18 protein-coding genes are annotated in these 16,752 nt (G+C 59.8%); 6 read left to right on the forward strand and 12 right to left on the reverse strand.

Going from position 1 to position 16,752, the window contains the following annotated elements:
* The 5 genes from AC1ENN_RS13235 to AC1ENN_RS13255 all read right to left on the reverse strand — a co-directional run bounded on the left by AC1ENN_RS13235 (position 1) and on the right by AC1ENN_RS13255 (position 4,385).
* Positions 1-993 (reverse strand): asparaginase, encoded by a 993-nt coding sequence (locus tag AC1ENN_RS13235; protein ID WP_480406237.1) that lies wholly within the window; start codon positions 991-993, stop codon positions 1-3.
* Positions 986-1,882 carry an amino acid ABC transporter permease gene (locus AC1ENN_RS13240; RefSeq protein ID WP_480391407.1) on the reverse strand — a complete coding sequence of 299 codons (897 nt, stop codon included), beginning with the start codon at positions 1,880-1,882 and terminating at the stop codon, positions 986-988. Before AC1ENN_RS13240 ends, AC1ENN_RS13235 begins: the two co-directional genes overlap by 8 nt.
* A complete protein-coding gene (locus AC1ENN_RS13245; RefSeq protein ID WP_449647678.1) occupies positions 1,879-2,523 on the reverse strand; it encodes an amino acid ABC transporter permease in 645 nt (214 codons plus the stop codon). The genes AC1ENN_RS13240 and AC1ENN_RS13245 overlap by 4 nt, the downstream gene beginning before the upstream one ends.
* A gap of 30 nt (positions 2,524-2,553) precedes the next feature.
* Positions 2,554-3,507, reverse strand: coding sequence for a glutamate ABC transporter substrate-binding protein (locus AC1ENN_RS13250; protein WP_449647679.1), 954 nt, complete (start codon positions 3,505-3,507; stop codon positions 2,554-2,556).
* A 104-nt stretch (positions 3,508-3,611) separates the two neighbouring features.
* On the reverse strand, positions 3,612-4,385 hold the full coding sequence (locus AC1ENN_RS13255) for an amino acid ABC transporter ATP-binding protein (protein WP_480391408.1): 774 nt from the start codon (positions 4,383-4,385) through the stop codon (positions 3,612-3,614).
* A 177-nt stretch (positions 4,386-4,562) separates the two neighbouring features.
* Between AC1ENN_RS13255 and AC1ENN_RS13260 the strand changes: the two genes are divergently transcribed.
* The 3 genes from AC1ENN_RS13260 to AC1ENN_RS13270 are packed head-to-tail and all read left to right on the forward strand — an operon-like array spanning position 4,563 to position 7,356.
* The gene (locus AC1ENN_RS13260) at positions 4,563-5,750 is read left to right on the forward strand and encodes an ROK family transcriptional regulator (protein ID WP_480406238.1); all 1,188 of its coding nucleotides are present in this window, start codon (positions 4,563-4,565) and stop codon (positions 5,748-5,750) included.
* Positions 5,747-6,517 carry an SDR family NAD(P)-dependent oxidoreductase gene (locus AC1ENN_RS13265; RefSeq protein WP_449647682.1) on the forward strand — a complete coding sequence of 257 codons (771 nt, stop codon included), beginning with the start codon at positions 5,747-5,749 and terminating at the stop codon, positions 6,515-6,517. The genes AC1ENN_RS13260 and AC1ENN_RS13265 overlap by 4 nt, the downstream gene beginning before the upstream one ends.
* A 53-nt stretch (positions 6,518-6,570) precedes the next feature.
* Positions 6,571-7,356 (forward strand): glucosamine-6-phosphate deaminase, encoded by a 786-nt coding sequence (locus tag AC1ENN_RS13270; protein ID WP_480406239.1) that lies wholly within the window; start codon positions 6,571-6,573, stop codon positions 7,354-7,356.
* Positions 7,357-7,364: 8 nt separating this feature from the next.
* On the opposite strand, the gene AC1ENN_RS13275 is transcribed toward AC1ENN_RS13270, so the two are convergent.
* On the reverse strand, positions 7,365-7,742 hold the full coding sequence (locus tag AC1ENN_RS13275; RefSeq protein ID WP_480391411.1) for a chorismate mutase: 378 nt from the start codon (positions 7,740-7,742) through the stop codon (positions 7,365-7,367).
* Between the two features lie 82 nt (positions 7,743-7,824).
* On the opposite strand from AC1ENN_RS13275, the gene pgm reads away from it, so the two are divergent.
* Positions 7,825-9,459 (forward strand): phosphoglucomutase (alpha-D-glucose-1,6-bisphosphate-dependent), encoded by a 1,635-nt coding sequence (gene pgm, locus AC1ENN_RS13280; protein WP_480406240.1) that lies wholly within the window; start codon positions 7,825-7,827, stop codon positions 9,457-9,459.
* A gap of 12 nt (positions 9,460-9,471) precedes the next feature.
* Here pgm and AC1ENN_RS13285 read toward each other — a convergent pair whose 3' ends face one another.
* From AC1ENN_RS13285 to AC1ENN_RS13305, 5 genes are all read right to left on the reverse strand, one after another.
* Positions 9,472-10,374 carry an amidase domain-containing protein gene (locus AC1ENN_RS13285; RefSeq protein WP_480391413.1) on the reverse strand — a complete coding sequence of 301 codons (903 nt, stop codon included), beginning with the start codon at positions 10,372-10,374 and terminating at the stop codon, positions 9,472-9,474.
* A gap of 73 nt (positions 10,375-10,447) precedes the next feature.
* The gene (locus tag AC1ENN_RS13290; RefSeq protein ID WP_480391414.1) at positions 10,448-11,413 is read right to left on the reverse strand and encodes a DMT family transporter; all 966 of its coding nucleotides are present in this window, start codon (positions 11,411-11,413) and stop codon (positions 10,448-10,450) included.
* Positions 11,410-12,048 (reverse strand): GNAT family N-acetyltransferase, encoded by a 639-nt coding sequence (locus tag AC1ENN_RS13295; RefSeq protein ID WP_480406241.1) that lies wholly within the window; start codon positions 12,046-12,048, stop codon positions 11,410-11,412. The genes AC1ENN_RS13290 and AC1ENN_RS13295 overlap by 4 nt, the downstream gene beginning before the upstream one ends.
* A gap of 173 nt (positions 12,049-12,221) precedes the next feature.
* Positions 12,222-13,508, reverse strand: coding sequence for an adenylosuccinate synthase (locus AC1ENN_RS13300; protein WP_449647689.1), 1,287 nt, complete (start codon positions 13,506-13,508; stop codon positions 12,222-12,224).
* A 328-nt stretch (positions 13,509-13,836) separates the two neighbouring features.
* Positions 13,837-14,490: a hypothetical protein gene (locus AC1ENN_RS13305; protein ID WP_480406242.1), complete on the reverse strand. Its 654-nt coding sequence runs from the start codon at positions 14,488-14,490 to the stop codon at positions 13,837-13,839.
* 179 nt (positions 14,491-14,669) lie between these two features.
* Between AC1ENN_RS13305 and AC1ENN_RS13310 the strand changes: the two genes are divergently transcribed.
* Positions 14,670-14,840: a hypothetical protein gene (locus AC1ENN_RS13310; RefSeq protein ID WP_449647691.1), complete on the forward strand. Its 171-nt coding sequence runs from the start codon at positions 14,670-14,672 to the stop codon at positions 14,838-14,840.
* 462 nt (positions 14,841-15,302) lie between these two features.
* Here AC1ENN_RS13310 and AC1ENN_RS13315 read toward each other — a convergent pair whose 3' ends face one another.
* Positions 15,303-15,755, reverse strand: a complete 453-nt coding sequence (locus AC1ENN_RS13315; RefSeq protein ID WP_449647692.1) for a MarR family winged helix-turn-helix transcriptional regulator — start codon at positions 15,753-15,755, stop codon at positions 15,303-15,305.
* Between the two features lie 116 nt (positions 15,756-15,871).
* Between AC1ENN_RS13315 and AC1ENN_RS13320 the strand changes: the two genes are divergently transcribed.
* Positions 15,872-16,693, forward strand: coding sequence for a bacteriorhodopsin (locus AC1ENN_RS13320; RefSeq protein WP_449647693.1), 822 nt, complete (start codon positions 15,872-15,874; stop codon positions 16,691-16,693).
* The last annotated feature ends 59 nt before the right edge of the window (positions 16,694-16,752 follow it).

The following is a 16,752-nucleotide window of genomic DNA, read 5'->3' on the forward strand; positions in this document are numbered from 1 at the left end:
TTATGCTCGCCCTGCTGTGATGGCGCTACGAAGGTCGGCCCCGATTTCGATCTGACCGACTGGCTTTCCGCCGCCGAGCACAGGCACTTGAGCGAACCGAGCGGCCGCTTCGGTGTCGTAGCCGAGCCAGTCAAGAACTGCCAGAGCGATCACGGTGGTGGCCCGCGGGCTACCGTCGATGATCTTCATTGACACAGCAGCACCATCGCTCGTAGCCACTCCGATAACACCCTCAGCGCCACCCTTAGAAAGCGCACCGGGCATGTTCACCATGAGCTCGCTGTTAGCGTGACCGCTGCCTCCCACATAAAACGGGTTCTCACGCATCGCTGCGGCGACCCGACCCGCGGGGGACTCAGGGTCGGCGAGCACGAGCGCGCGGAACGATGCTGCGACTCCGCGCACGGTCGTTCCGAAGAGGGGAGCCCCGCATCCGTCAACCGCGGTATGCGTAGCGACAACACCGGTCATTTCGGCCATCGTCTTCTGAACTTGCTGCTGCAGTGGGTGCGACGGCTCCAAGTAGTCGTCGGTTGACCATCCGTTCACAGCGCAAGCGAGCAACATCGCGGCGTGCTTGCCCGAGCAGTTCATCCGGAGACGGTTGCGGCCTTCGCCCTCGCGAATCATCCGCTCAAAAGTTTCTTCGTCTTCCGGGCGGTCGACGGGGCATCCGAGTGCATGCTCATCGAGCCCAGCCCGCTCAAGAATGGCGGAGACAATGGCGACGTGGGCGTCTTCCCCGGTGTGGCTACCGGCGGCGATCGCCAGCTCTGGCCCCGAAAGTTCGGCACCGGCAACAAGACAGGCCATTGCCTGTAACGGCTTCACGGTCGACCGCGGCAACACCTCGACCTCGGGTGTTCCGAGTTCAAGCGCAACGCTCCCGTCAGCAGCAAAAGCGAGGAGCGACCCGAAATGGCGGCTCTCGATCATGCCTGAGCGCCGGATGACGGCGAGTTCGGAGAGAGTGCCAGCGGTGAGATCAGACATGGGGTGCTTTCTGTGGTGATGACCCACCAGGAGTGGGGAGGGGCAGTGCCATCGTGGCGCTGGCGACGGTGGTGCGGGTGCGACCGGGCTTCTTCTGCAGTCGAGAGGCTAGCCCCGAAAGGCTTCCGTTGACCAGCAAATAGATGATCGTCACTACGAGGTAAGTCTGAATGAGCAAGTGGTTGAAGCTTGACAGCACTTGACCGCGGTAAAGGAGCTCGGTGAACGCGACGATAAACCCGAGCGATGTGTCTTTCATCAGGCTGACCAGTTGCGTGATCAGCGATGGGGTGACGTTACGCACGGCCTGCGGCAACACGACCAATCTCATGACTTGGCTGCTGCGCAGGCCCAAGCTAAAGGCAGCTTCGGCTTGACCACGCGGCAAGCTCAGGATGCCCGCACGAACGATTTCGGCGAAGACAGCGGCATTGGCAAGAGTGAGAGGAATGGCAAGTTTCCAGAGCACCGGAAAGTTGATGCCCAACTGGGGCAGCCCAAAAAGCATCAGGTAGATCAGTAGCAGCACCGGCACGGTGCGGGCGATCTCAATGTAGCCGGCACAGATCCAGCTCAGCCACCGAATTTTGCTGACCCGGCCGAGCGCGAGAAGCGTTCCAAAGGCAGCACCAAGAACGGCAACGATTGCGGCGGCTTGCAGGGTTCCGAGCAGCCCTACGCCGAGGTACTGCCAGATCGCGAGGTCGAGGAACGGGAGCCACTTGTCGGCATCGAGTTGCCCTCGACTGCCGAACTGCCAGAGCCCGGCGAAGATGATGCCAGCGATGATGAGCGCGCTAATGATCGAGCCGATGATGATTCGGCGACGACCGCGGGGGCCGGGAACCTCATAGAGGTAGGAGGCAACGTTGGTGTTGGTAGTACTCATCGGAGGATCGCCACCTTGCGTTCGATTCGGCCGGCTGTGAGGCCGATGGCGAGAGCAATCAGCATGTACGCGAGACCAGCGCCGGTGAAGATTTCAATGGGCTGCGCATAGACAAGGTTGATCTTGTTGACGCGAGACGTCAGCTCAACAACGCCGACGACTGCTGCCAGAGCGGTGTTCATGGCGAGCGCAATCATGACGTTTCCGAGGGGTTGCACAACGGCGCGGAGCGACTGGGGAATAACAATCAACCGCAGGCTTTGCCACAGCGTAAGACCGAGCGCACGGCTTGCTTCGATCTGTCCGACCGAGACCGTATTGATTCCACTGCGCACTGCCTCGGCAACATAGGCCGCTTCATAGACAGTGAGCACGATGATCGCCGTCGGCAGAAGCGGAAGGATGAGGCCGGCATCCGGAAGAGCAAAGACGGCGAGGAGGAGCAACGCCAAGAGCGGAACGTTGATGAAGAATTGCACGTACAGGAATGCTGCCCGCCGGAGGATTGGGATGGGGCTCACTCGAGCCACCGTCACAAGCACTCCGAGAATCAGGGACCCGACGCCGGCGACGAGCACCATAAGGAGCGTCGTGCCGATTGCGTCGAGGAGAAGCCCTGCGTTCTCCGTGAATATTTCCATCTGTTATCTCCTGGCGTTGCTCCGTGCTCGTTAGGAGCCGGGAACCGATCCGATGGTTGGCGGCGTCGGGATTTCAGATTCGACGACGGTTCCTAGGCTGTACGTCCATGCTTGGCCCCACTGTCCACCCTCTTGGATTTCGAGGAGCCAGTTATTGATGAACTCTTTGAACTCAGCATCGCCGAAGCCGAGACCAATGCCGTAGGGCTCAGCCGTGAACGGCTGTCCAACAACCTTGAGGTCGGAGTTCGCTGCTGCGTTGCTAGCGAGCAGGGTGTAGTCCTGAACGTAAGCATCGCCACGGCCCTGGAGGAGCGCCTGAACTGCCTGCGGGTCAGTTGCGAAGTCAACGAGCTCTGCCGTTGGCTGCTCTTCGGGAACGGCAAGAACGGCCGGAGTGTTGGCGCCAACGATGACGGTCTTGCCGCCGAGGTCGTCGATTCCCGTGATGTCGTCGTTGTCGGCCTTCACTGCAACGGCAAGTCCCGAGCTGAAGTAGGGTCCAGCGAAGCTGATCTGCGCGGCACGCTCTTCAGTGATCGTGTAGGTGTTGAAGACAACGTCGACGGTGCCGTTCTGGAGCAGAGCTTCACGAGTCTCGGATGCCGGTGGCACGATCTCAACGCTGGGCTCACCGAAGATGTAGACCGAGAGCAGCTGCGCGAGGTACGCGTCGAAGCCAGCAACATCATCCGGGTTGGTGGGGTCCTGCTGAGAAAGCAGGGGTGCGTCGAGAGCTTCGCCCACGATGAGGGTTCCGCGGTCGCGGATCTTCTCCATGGTCGAGCCGGGGGTGAAGAGGGCGTCATCGGCAACGGGCGCACCGGCGAGCATCGCCTGAACGTCGGTCATGTCTGCGGCGTCGTTGCCACCGGGAACGTTGCTTGACGAGTCGGTGGAGCAAGCGCTGAGGGCCAGCGCCGTCACGGCGACAGCAGCGCCGAGGACGGCAACCCGTCGGCGTGAGGATCCTGATGTGAACATGTGATTCCTTTTCTCTCGTGGTTGGTGGTTCGTGGTTCAGTGATGCAGTGGTGCAGTGGTGCGTTGGTGCAGTGGTGCAGTGGTGCGTTTGTGCGGGATAGAAGTTAGTGGGCGAGGATCGACGCCAGGAACGTGCGCGCTCGCTCAGACTCGGGGTGGTCAAAGAACTCGGCCGGCGTGTTCTCTTCGACGATCTGACCGGCATCCATGAAGACGACGCGATGGGCAGCTCTGCGGGCAAAACCCATCTCGTGGGTGACGACAACCATCGTCATTCCTTCTGCGGCAAGTGACGTCATCACTTCAAGAACCTCACCGACCATTTCGGGGTCTAGCGCCGAGGTGGGCTCATCGAAGAGCATCACTTTGGGGTGCATCGCCAGGGCGCGGGCGATGGCCGCACGCTGCTGCTGACCGCCGGAAAGTTGGGCGGGAAACTGGTCGGCCTTGTCTGCGATGCCGACCCGGGCGAGCAGTTCGAGAGCTTCGCGCTTGGCGTCGGCCTTGGTCATTTTGAGCACGTTGATCGGGGCGAGAGTGATGTTCTCGAGGATGCTGAGGTGCGCGAAGAGGTTGAAGGATTGGAAGACCATTCCGACTTCGGAGCGCAGCTGGGCCAGTTGGGCGCCTTCAACGGGCAGTGGTTTGCCATCGAGGGCGATCTGACCGGAGTCGATTGTTTCGAGTCGGTTGATGGTGCGGCAGAGGGTGGACTTGCCAGAACCGGATGGACCAACGACCACAACGACTTCGCGCTCGGCGACCTCAAGGTTGATGTTCTGCAGAACGTGCAGTTGGCCGTAGTGCTTGTCGACGGCACGCAGGCTCACCATTGCGGGCGTCGCCGCCTGTGTCTGGGGCTTTTCGCTCTCGCTCATCAGTTCACTCCTTGCATGCGCCGGTGCATCTATTTCGGGGGTATTGCTGGACCCGCCTTCGGGTGGTGTTGAGCGTACTAACTTTTTGTGTTGTGTGCAATTTTGGTGATACTTAGTCCAATAATGCACTAACATGAGTCAGTACACTCGTACGCAACCCGATCTGATTGGTTCACGATGCCGAAACCTGCGACACCGCTACCGTCGACGACGGCTGGATCCCCGGGCGGCATCCTCACCCTTGTAAGAAACGGCCGCGCTACTTCTCGGGCCGAGGTCGCTCGAGCAACCGGACTCTCCCCGACAACGGTCGCTGTGAGAGTCGAACTCCTCATCGAGGCTGGGTACCTCCGGGAGGCGGGGAATGGCGATTCTCATGGAGGCCGACGACCCAGGCAACTTGAAGTCGATCCCAGAGGAGGCCTTATCATTGGCGTCGACCTCGGCGCTCGCCATGCATCATTCGGGCTCTTCGATATGCGAGCACAGCGCATTGCTGACCATCATGTCGACATTGACATTGCGGAAGGTCCGGATGTGATCCTTCCGTGGGTTGTGGCACTCGCGCAACGATTGGTAACCGAAAACGCGCCGTCCGGCCAACGACTTATCGGTATCGGGTTGGGGCTCCCCGGGCCCGTTAGCCAGCCAGAGGGCATTCTGACCTCACCATCGCGAATGCCCGGATGGGACGGGCTCGACGTCGCCGCCGAAATCACTCGACTTTCTGGCGTACCTGCCGTTGTCGATAACGACGCCAACCTCATGGCGCTGGGCGAACACATCAGCCGCGGCGAAGATGTCGACGACTTTGTTTTCATCAAGGCAGGCTCCAGCATCGGCGGGGGCGTGATCGTTGGCGGCGAGCTGCACCACGGTCACCACGGAATGGCTGGCGATATCAGCCACGTCACCGTTCATGGTGCACCCGCAACACCCTGCTCGTGCGGCAGGAACGGATGCTTGGATGCCGTCGCAGGTGGGGCAGCAATCGTCACCAGCCTTCAGGCAGCTTCGGTCACCGTCAGCGACACCCTCGACGTGCTCGAACTCGCCCGAAACGGACACCCACTCGCCACCCAAATGCTGCGAGAAGCGGGCATCCGCACCGGCACCGTACTGGCGACAGTCGTCAACTTCTCCAACCCGCAGCGCATTGTTCTTGGCGGAACCTTGAGTGAGGCTGGAGCCTTCCTCGGCGGCGTGAAATCGGCAATCTACACAGAGTGCCTCCCGCTTGCCACCGAGGGACTAGAAGTCGAAGTCAGTCAGGCCAAAGAAAACGGCGGAATCATCGGCGCCGCCCGTGTAGTGCTCGACAAGCTCCTCGATGCTGAAACCGTCAATCGGCGAGTATCTGAATGAGCGGGGTACTCGACTCCTTCGCCCTCGACGGGCGGGTTGCGCTCGTGACCGGAGCGAACCGCGGCATCGGCCGCGCCCTAGCTCAGGCTCTCGGTGAGGCAGGCGCTACGGTAGCCGTCACGGCGCGAGCCCAAAGTGATGCGGATGCAGCTGCCGCAGAGCTAACTCAGCTGGGTATCCGTGCTATCGGGATCGCCCTCGATGTCACTGATGTGAGCTCTGTCGACACGGCAATCTCGCGGGTTATCCAGGAACTCGGAAGCCTCGACATCCTTGTCAACAATGCCGGCATCAGTATTGGCGGAGCCGCGTTTGACGTCGCTGACGAGGTGTGGCGCGAAGTGATGTCTACGAATCTTGACGGCGTGTGGAACTGCAGTCGAGCTGCCGGTCGCCACATGGCCGCTCACGGCGGTGGCACCATCGTCAACGTCGGTTCAATGTCGGCGGAGATCGTCAACCAACCGCGCTGGCAAGCCTCCTACCTTGCGTCAAAAGCCGGAGTGCACCAGCTCACTAAAGCGCTCGCCGCCGAATGGGCACCCCACGGAATCCGCGTGAACGCGATCGCGCCGGGCTACATCCTCACCGAAGCATCCCCCGTCGATCAACCCGAATATCAGGCAACGTGCGTTGAACCGGCCGCGCTCAAACGCTACGGACTGCCCTCAGAACTGGGCCCAATAACAGTGCTCCTCGCCAGTGACGCGTCGAGTTTCATGACCGGATCAATCGTTACGGTCGACGGCGGCTACACACTGTTTTAGCCCTTCGCCTCGAAGTTTCCCCCTCGTCACCGTCACCTCTAAGGAGTACCCCTATGGCCGAAGTCGTCATTGTCGACAACCGCGAGCACGCAGGTGCACTCGCTTCAGCTGCCATCCGTTCGCTCATCACGCAGCGCCCGAATGCTGTGCTCGGCCTCGCAACAGGATCAACGCCATTGCCCATTTACCACGCACTGGCCCATTCCCTCCGCGAGCATCCACTCGATGTTTCCGCTGTCAGAGGGTTCGCCCTCGACGAGTACGTTGGTCTTCCTGAAGGACACCCCGAGAGCTACCGCGCGGTCATCACCCGCGAAGTCGTTGAACCCCTCGGCCTTAACCCCACTCTGGTGCGACTGCCGGGAGACACCAGGGCATCCATCGAATCCGCAGGAAGTGACTACGAACGTGACATCGTTGATGCTGGCGGAATCGACCTTCAGATTCTCGGAATTGGCGGCACAGGCCACATCGGCTTCAACGAACCCGGTTCATCATTCGCCTCGCTCACACGAATCAAGACACTGACCGAGCGAACACGTCAGGACAACGCGCGGTTTTTTGACAGCATCGACGATGTTCCGCGGCACTGCCTCACTCAAGGTCTCGGCACCATTCTGCGCGCGCGACACCTCGTGCTGCTCGCTTTCGGCGAAGGCAAGGCACATGCGATCGCGGCGGCTGTTGAGGGGCCGCTGACCGCGAGCCAACCCGGGAGTGCAATTCAGCTGCATCCCCACGTCACTGTGCTTGTCGACGAAGCCGCGGCATCCCAGCTTCAGAATGCTGACTACTACCGCTACACCTGGGCAAATCGACCCGCCTGGCAGAGTATCTAGTTCGTGGTCTAGTTGCTGGGTTCGTCAGACGTTGGCTCGCCGCCCGAGGCGAACTGTTCGTGGTGATGAATAACTTCGGCGACCACAAAGTTGAACCACTTCTCGGCGAACGCCGGGTCGAGGTGCGATTCCTCAGCGAGCGACCGTAGCCGTGCAATCTGGGTGCGTTCACGAGCGGGGTCAGATGCCGGCAAGCCCTTAGTAGCTTTGAGCCGACCAACCTGCTGCGTGTACTTGAAACGCTCAGAAAGCAAATGGATGAGGGCTGCATCAATGTTGTCGATGCTGCGTCGCGCACCCAACAGCTGCTCCCGAACCTCGGGGTCAACCTCGGTGGGGGTGCTGTCGATGCCGGTGTCTTCTGCGCCCTGCTCTCCTGCTGCCATACAACGACTTTAGAGCGTGTGGGGGCTGCGTGTTTGCCACATGACCTGCCTGCGGCCAGTTGAAGGTGGAAGACTGGTTCGCATGAATGATCGCGCAGGCACAACAGCCCAGGCATCCGACCTCATTGATGTGAACGAACTTGTGGGGGCGTATTACGCGCTGGTTCCGGATGTGTCGATCCCGGAGCAGCGCGTTGTGTTCGGCACGAGCGGCCACCGTGGTTCCTCGCTCGATACTGCTTTCAATGAAGTGCACATCGCCGCCATCACGCAGGCGATCGTGGAATATCGCGCCTCCCAAGGCATCTCAGGGCCACTGTTTATTGGCCGCGACACCCATGCGCTGTCCCGACCAGTCGAAACCACAGCCCTCGAAGTTCTTGCCGCAAACGATGTGCACGCGCTCAAAGACACGTTCGACGACTACGTTCCTACCCCGGCCCTCAGCCACGCGATTATCGCCTACAACGCAGCGGGTCACACTGACCAGGCAGATGGCATCATCATCACCCCCAGCCACAATCCTCCTCGCGACGGCGGCTTCAAATACAATCCGCCCCACGGTGGGCCAGCCGACAGCGATGCCACGGGATGGATCGCCGATCGGGCAAACACGATCATCGCCGCGGGCAACCACGATGTGAAGCGCGCGGTCGCCGCGGGGGCCGAATACACGCCAGCGGGCAGCTACGACTTTCGCGGACGCTATGTTGACGATCTCGAAAACATTATCGATATCGACGCAATTCGCACGGCCGGCATCCGCATCGGCGCTGATCCGCTCGGTGGTGCCAGCGTCAACTATTGGAAGCTCATCGCCGAGAAGTACAACCTCGATCTGACGGTGGTTAATCCCACAGTCGACCCGACGTGGTCGTTCATGACGCTCGACTGGGATGGCAAGATCCGCATGGATCCGTCGTCACAGTCTGCAATGGCCTCCGTCGTTGCCCGCCGTGAGGAGTACGACATCCTCACCGGCAACGATGCCGACGCCGACCGTCACGGAATCGTCACTCCCGACGGCGGCCTCATGAACCCCAACCACTATTTAGCCGTTGCGATCCACTACCTCTACACGCACCGCGAGGGGTGGAATCTGGATGCCGCGATCGGCAAAACCCTGGTCTCCAGCTCGATGATCGACCGGGTTGCGGCCGCACTGGGCCGCGACCTCTGGGAGGTGCCGGTCGGCTTCAAGTGGTTTGTTCCCGGCCTGGTCGACGGGTCAGTCGCGTTCGGCGGCGAGGAGAGCGCGGGTGCAAGTTTTCTGCGAAAAGATGGATCGACGTGGACGACAGACAAAGACGGCATCCTGCTCGCACTCCTTGCGAGCGAAATTCTTGCGGTCACCGGGAAGACTCCGTCAGTGCTCTACGCAGAACTCGTCGAAGAGTTCGGCGACCCAGCCTATGAACGAGTGGATGCCGCAGCCACGAAGGCGCAGAAAGCGAAGCTGGGCAAGTTGAGCGGTGCGGCAATCGCGGCCACCGAGCTCGCCGGAGATCCGATCATCGCAAAGCTTTCGGAGGCACCGGGCAATGGAGCATCAATCGGCGGGGTGAAGGTGACGACCGAGTTTGCGTGGTTCGCTGCTCGCCCGAGCGGCACCGAGGATGTCTACAAGATCTATGGCGAATCGTTCAAGGGTGCTGAACACTTGCGTCGAGTGCAGGCCGAGGCGAAGTCGATCGTGGATGCGGCCCTGAACTCGTAGGTTCGCCGCTCGTTACGGAATGCTCCAGAAGTGCCCAGTAGCGCCCGGGTGATCGACCGTGATGGTTGTGTCGAGATCGCGATAGTTGGTGTCAAGATTGTGGCCAACCATTTTGATGGTGGTCACGCCGTCAACGGTTGATACTGCCGACACCACTTGAATGTGGTCGAGGTAGTTGTTGTCGTTCCAGTCGAACACGACGAGATCGCCGACTTTCGCTTGATCGCGCTGGTCGAAGGTCAATTGGGTTGCGCCGAGCTCGGGGTTCGAGAGCAGCCAGTTCTCCATGGTTGGCACGTAGCCCCACGCTCCGCTCCAGTCTGCGGCGGCGTTGTGGTTGAACCATTCAGAGGTCATTTTCCAGCCGCGCATGAGCAGTGACTGGCTAGCGAAGTTGGCGCAGTCGCCGCCGACAGGGTTGAGGTCACCGTATTCAGCGATGTTGTAGTCCTGCCAGTGAGCCAGCAGATACTGCATCTGTTTGTCGACCGGGGTGGATGCGGCGTAGCTGTATTCGAGAGGTGTCTCAGAGGGGAGAACTTCCGCATCCACCATCACTTCAATGGCTACGGTTGCTGGCTGAAAGTCTAGGGCGGAGGGCACGATGGCCGTCAGTGTTTCGCTGTCAGCAACAACAATGTTGGTGGCGGGGATGCCGCCGAAAGTGACGGCGGTAACGTCGTCGAGGGCCACGCCGGTGATCTCGATCGACTCGCCACCGACGAGTGTTCCTGTCAGCGCACTGGCCCCCAGAACTTCGGGTGTTGGCGGTGCTACTTCTGCAACATCTTCGCCTATCGGTGCGGCGGTTTCTGGAACCGGAGCCGCCAGAATCACAAAGGCGGTGATGGCTGCCACGACACCGAGAGCGGCAGCGGCAACGCCCAGGCGGCGGATCAGAAAGGTGGAAGGCACTAAGACAGTTTCCCAGAAGATGGTGGGTTGTGCTGCTTCACAGTGTCTATCCCGACTGATCCATAGGAATTAGTTACGTGAGCGGCGCGCGCGACTGTTTCGCCCCGACTGGCCACTTCAGCCGCCCCTGCGCGAGGAGTACCCCAATGATGACGAGAACGGCTCCAACGGGTTCGTGCCACGACATGGTCTCTTTGAGGATGACGAAGCCGAGGATGACGCCGATCACTGGCGTGATGTAGGTGACGGTTGACGTGCGGGTTGGTCCCCACTCGGCGAGCACCCGGTAGTTCCAGACGTAGGCCATGCCGGTGCCGAGCACGCCGAGCGCAAGCAGGCTTGCGAGAACGGGAAGCGTGAGGTTCACGGGGCCAACTGCAACAAGTGGGGTGAGCAGAATGTAGATGACAGCGGCAATGCCGATATTCATGGTTGCGGAGGTCACGCCGGGAACCTTGTATGGCGCCACAAACTTGCGCTGATAACTCATCGCAGCGCCGTAGCAAATTGCGGCGCCAAGGCAGGCGAGTTGCCCGAGGAGGCTGCCGCTGATGTCGCCAGCTTGCCACGGTGCGATGATCACGAACACCCCGAAGATGCCGAGGGTGACACCGGCAATTTGCGAGCGCGTCAGCTTCTCAACCCGGAATATGAGGGTCGCAAAGATGGCCGTCATGATGGGGGTTGTTGCGTTGTAGATGCTGGCGAGGCCCGAGCTCACATACTGTTCTGCCCACGCAAACAGCAGGTAGGGGAACACGGCGAAGAGAAACGCGAGCACGGTGAAGTGCGCCCAGACGATGGGCTTGCGTGGGAGCCGGCGGCGACTGACCGCGAAGACGACGACCAGCGCGATTGCGCCCAGCACGGCCCGACTCCAGGCGACCTGCCCAAAGCTCACGCCATCCAGAGCCACCTTCATGAAGAGAAAGCTTGAACCCCACACAAGCCCGGCGCCCGCAAACCGTAGCCAGGTTCCCAGCGGGGATGCGTTGTCGTGTTTTTCTTCACGCCCCGGCTTGATGACGGGGGCGCTCACGAGCGCGGCTCCTGCCCGAGACGCGCGAGCAGTCCCGCTTTCGCTGCCGGCCACTCGGTGTCGATGATGGAATACACGGCGGTGTCTCGCCACGAGCCGTCAGCCCGCAGGAGGTGTTTGCGTTGAATGCCCTCGAAGGTGGCTCCGAGCTTGAGGATTGCGGCGCGCGAACGATCGTTGATGGAATCAGCTTGGAGACGCACTCGGTTGTAGCCATTGTCGAAGGCGAAGCCGAGGAGCAGGAGTTTCGTCTCGGGGTTCACTGCGGTTCCCCACACGGTGGGGTCGTAGGCGGTCCAGCCGAGGTGGGCGTTGGCGTTGGTTTCGTCGAGGTCGCCGAGGGTGCTCACGCCAATGAGCCGACCAGCGTCAGGGCCGGGCTCAGCCCCAGAACCAGAACGGAGGCGCACGGCGAACGGCATCCGGTCGGCATAACCGAGGTAGCCGGCGCGCATCCACTTCATAAAGGATGCCTCGTCTGCCGGCAACCCGGCTGGGCCTCCGCCATAGCCTCCCGCGAAGACTTCTGGCACACCGAGCGCTGGCCAGAGGGCAGCGAGGTGCGCTTCCGTCAAGGGCTCAACGGAAACGAAAGTTCCCTGAAGGATGCGGGGCTGCGGGCGCGTTAGGGTCACCTACAAATACTCCCACCGGCACACCCTCTCCACGCGCGGATTTCGGACTTTCACCCTCCGATTACTGACGTTGAGTCCAGCAATTCCCGATTGGCTACCCGCGCCCGCACAAACGGCACGCCCCGAATCTCTCCGGAGCGTGCCGCTTGAGTGCGAACGAGTTGCTGAAGTGCTTAGTCGACGAGGTCGTGACGAACGATGATCTCGTCGCGGCCGGGGCCAACACCGATCGCTGACATGCGGGCGCCGCTCATCTTTTCGATGGCGAGCACGTAGTCTTGCGCGTTCTTGGGGAGGTCTTCGAAGGCGCGAGCACCCGTGATGTCTTCTTCCCAGCCGGGGAACTCTTCGTAGATCGGCACAGCGTGGTGAAAGTCGGACTGCGATACCGGCATTTCATCGTGGCGGGTGCCATCAACGTCATAGGCGACGCAGACGGGGATCGTCTTGAGACCGGTGAGCACATCGAGCTTGGTGAGTACGAAGTCGGTGACACCGTTGACGCGCGCCGTGTAGCGGGCGATGGGGGCGTCGTACCAACCACAGCGGCGCGGACGGCCGGTGGTGGTGCCGAACTCGAAACCGTTGGAGCGCAAGAACTCGCCGGACTCGTCGTGCAGCTCGGTCGGGAACGGGCCAGCACCCACACGCGTTGTGTAGGCCTTGACGATTCCGATGATGCGTTCAAGGCGGTTGGGAGCAACACCCGAACCGGTAGCCGCGCCACCCGAAGTGGAGTTGGATGACGTGACGAACGGGTACGTGCCGTGGTCAACATCCAGCATCGTGGCCTGGCCGCCCTCAAAGAGCACGATCTCGCCCTTATCGAGCGCCTGGTTGAGCAGCAGACCGGTGTCGGCGACCATGGGGCGCAGACGGTCGGCATAGCTGAGCAGCTCGGTGACGATCTCTTCAACCTCGATTGCGCGACGGTTGTAGACCTTCACGAGCAGGTGGTTCTTCTGGTCGAGAGCGCCCTCAACTTTTTGGCGAAGAATGTTTTCGTCAAAGAGGTCTTGAACTCGGATGCCGACGCGGTTGATCTTGTCGGCATACGCCGGACCAATTCCGCGACCGGTTGTGCCGATCTGACGCTTACCGAGGAAGCGCTCAGTCACCTTGTCGAGGGTGCGGTGGTAGTTGGTGATGATGTGCGCGTTGGCGCTCACCAGCAGCTTGGAGACGTCGACTCCGCGAGCGATGAGAGCGTCGAGCTCCTCAAAGAGCACCTCGGGGTCGATAACGACACCGTTGGAAATGATCGGGGTGACACCCTCTGTGAGGATGCCAGACGGCAGTAGGTGCAGCGCATACTTTTCGCTGCCGATGACTACGGTGTGTCCGGCGTTGTTTCCGCCATTGAACTTCACGACGTAGTCGATGCGGCTACCGAGGAGGTCGGTTGCTTTTCCCTTGCCCTCGTCGCCCCATTGGGCGCCGATGATCACGATTGCTGGCATAGTGGATCCCTTCGAAAATGTGGGGGGATTACACCTCAGTCTACCCGAGAGCGGCATCCTCGCGGGCGGGAAGGCAAGAGTCCTTGCTTGAGCGAGCGAGACGGATATCCCCACGGTGTACCCCAGCTGGTCATCCTGCAACAAAACTTCTCGTCCACACGAAGCGGTGCCCCGCGGTGTTCACTGGCGATTTGCAGGAGCTCGAGGCGAGCATGCAAAGAGTGGAGTGCCGAAGCAGGTCGTCGATGCGGAGAATGGAACATGAGGTGGCCGCGACAATCCGACATGTCGCGGCCACCTACCCTAAATTGCCCCTGAACTCTATTTGTTAGTAGGGCCAAGCGGTTTGTGAAAAGCCACCCGATCCGACGTAGCCGAAACCTACTGCGGTGCCTCCACCTACCGCTGTGGTGTAGCTGAGTCCCGCCTCAAGCGTCGCTGGGCTCCCTGTTTGCGTAAGGATGTTCACGTATCCTGAACCGGCGTTGTAGCCGATTGCGTCATAGCTCTTTCCTGAGATCGAAGTGATGTGCCCATATCCGCCACCACCACCGACGAAGTAGTAGCTCAGGCGGAACTTGACCATCGAAATCGCATCAGAGAATTTCACTGTGCAGTTTGTGCGGATGTACTTCGAGCCAGACTGGCTGTTAGTGCATCCAGTGATCGAACGCGCATTGGGGTCCGAGCCCGAAATTTCGGTTGGAACTTCTTCGGATGAGAGCGAATAGCTGCCATCGCTAAATGAGTATTTGGTGACCTTCCAGCCGTCCGCTTCCGACTCGTCGACACTGACCGGGACTGCGTTGGGGCTAGTCGAATCGAGTGTTCCTCCGGCGGCCAATTTCGCGAGAATGCTTTCTCGATCATCGTCACTAATGACAACGTCGGCATTCTCGATGTTTTGTTCTACCTGGGCTAGTTCATCTGAGCTGAGACCGTTGGCCTCAGCGGCACTCGCGGGTGCAGCGCCTAAGAGCATGAGGCCTACTCCTGCGAACGCAAGGATCGCTTTACTTTTCAACAATTTGAATATCCAACCTTTCGAATTTTTGACTCATAAGGTGTTGTTGCCCGGCAATGGTCTCAGACATGAGTAAATGTTGAGAGTAATTCTCAGGTCTATTGGAGATTGTCTTCCTGCATACGTAGGGTGGACAGATGCTTAGTCAAATTGGGATCCTTGGAATTGTCATCAACGTGCTTTCCTTCGCCGCAATCGCTGTCCTCATCATTCTCTCCATATGGGCACTCCTGCTCTCGATAAAGGCATTGAGAAAGTACTTAGGGCACGCGGGAACGACAGGCACAAGCACAGCTCACCGAGACTGACCTGCACCCTATCTATGGCGGACTTTTAGCGGCAGCAACGCGCTACAACAGGCCGAATATCTCGCTCGCGCAATATCAGGGATCAGAACTTCGATATCCAGCTTCCGATCTGCGTTCGATGTCGCAATCCCCTCCTGTCGATCTCAAGTGCGAACTTGACCTCTCTAACTCGGGTGCATAATCAGCTGTGTGTAGTACAGCTCCGCTGTATAGATGGCCTAGGTACGCGGTTGCCGCTAGGCGGCGGTTAATCGGTCCCAAATGAGGGTCGGGCAGTTCTCGCCTCAATCGGTTCATGTCTCTCGGTCAATACCAGCAGCGCGACAGAGTGAGGTGTACCCCACTGGACAACCTGCCCAGTGCGGGACTTAGACAGTTCCGCGAAGCGGTACTCCCTGATCCTGATGGCAACGAGTTCCCCGTGAGTCAATTACGAGGCTGAGAGCCTGGCACTCTGACGAGCTAGCGCCCGGTTCGCGCGGCCACTTCGGCGGCAACTCGGGTGAGCGCTGACTCGAACACGATGAGTTCTTCCGGTGCGAGACATGACGTCGATTCCGAAACCATGTGATTGAAATCAGTGTGAATTTCTCGCATTAGAACGTGGCCAGTTTCGGTGAGTTCCAGAAAGTTGCTTCGTCGATCTGAGGGATGCGCGACCCGCTGCAACAACCCGCGGTCCGAGAGCCGATTGGTTATCGCGGTTATCGCACCCGTCGTCATTTCCATATGTTCAGCGACTGCTTTGGGCGTCACGTTGCTGTGTTCGGCGATCCAAAAAAGTGCGCGAAGATCGCTGGCGGACAGTCCGTTGTCGATGGCAATCTGCTCTCGATTCCTTTCGAGAGCGCGCACGAAACGCACCGCCGCCGCCGGAAAACCCTCGAGGGCATGCTTCTCGTTCGCGCTAGTCATAGCACCCAACTTTATTGCAGAATCAGGAAAATTAGTAAATAACTTAATAGGTAAGTTACTTACTAATTGAGGTACTATTCTGGGAGTTCGTAATCCACTCTCTACCGGAGGCTCTAATGATTCCTGACACCCTTACCCAAGGGCAGTACGACACCGTCTATAACTTCCTTTCGCTCGTCATCGCTTCGCAGCTCTTCACCGCTGTGTTCCTGACAATCGCTCTGCCGCGAGTCTTGCCTCGCTACCGGCAGGCAATCACGGTGGCGATTGTTGTCTGCGCAATTGCGGCCTACCACTACTTCCGAATCTTCGACTCATTCAAAGAGGCCTTCGTGTCGGACTCTGTCGGTGGCGCGGGCGTATATACGCAAGCTGTTGGGGCATCCTTCAATGAGGGATACCGGTACGTTGACTGGCTTCTGACCGTGCCTCTTCTGCTGCTTGAGCTCATTGCTGTACTAGCTCTCGCCCGCAAGGTGCAGACCGGGCTGATCATTCGTCTGCTGCCCGCTGCCGCGCTCATGATCATCCTCGGATACCCCGGCGAGATCAGCGGCGACAACACCGTACGCGGAATCTTCGGCCTGCTGTCCACAATCCCCTTCGCGTACATCCTGTACGTGCTCTTCGTGCAGTTGGGTAAGTCACTTAACAAGCAGCCAGTCTCGGTGCGCCGCACCCTCAGTCAGTTGCGCTTCCTCCTGCTGCTCAGCTGGGGCGTTTACCCCATTGCCTACATCCTCCCGATGCTCGACATAAGTGGGGCGGATGCTTGGGTGGGCAAACAGATCGGATACTCGATAGCCGACATACTGGCGAAGGCCGTCTACGCGTTGATCATCTTCTACGTCGCCCGCATGAAGTCGTTCGATGATGACCCAGATTTCGCCACACGAGAGAACTCTCCTGAGGACGCCGCAATGTTCGTCCGCAAGTAGCTAGGCCAACAAGCAACAAACTAGTGAGCGGACTCCGGCATCTGGGCCGGGGTCCGTTC

Source organism: Rhodoglobus sp. G.S.23 (genome assembly GCF_056675935.1).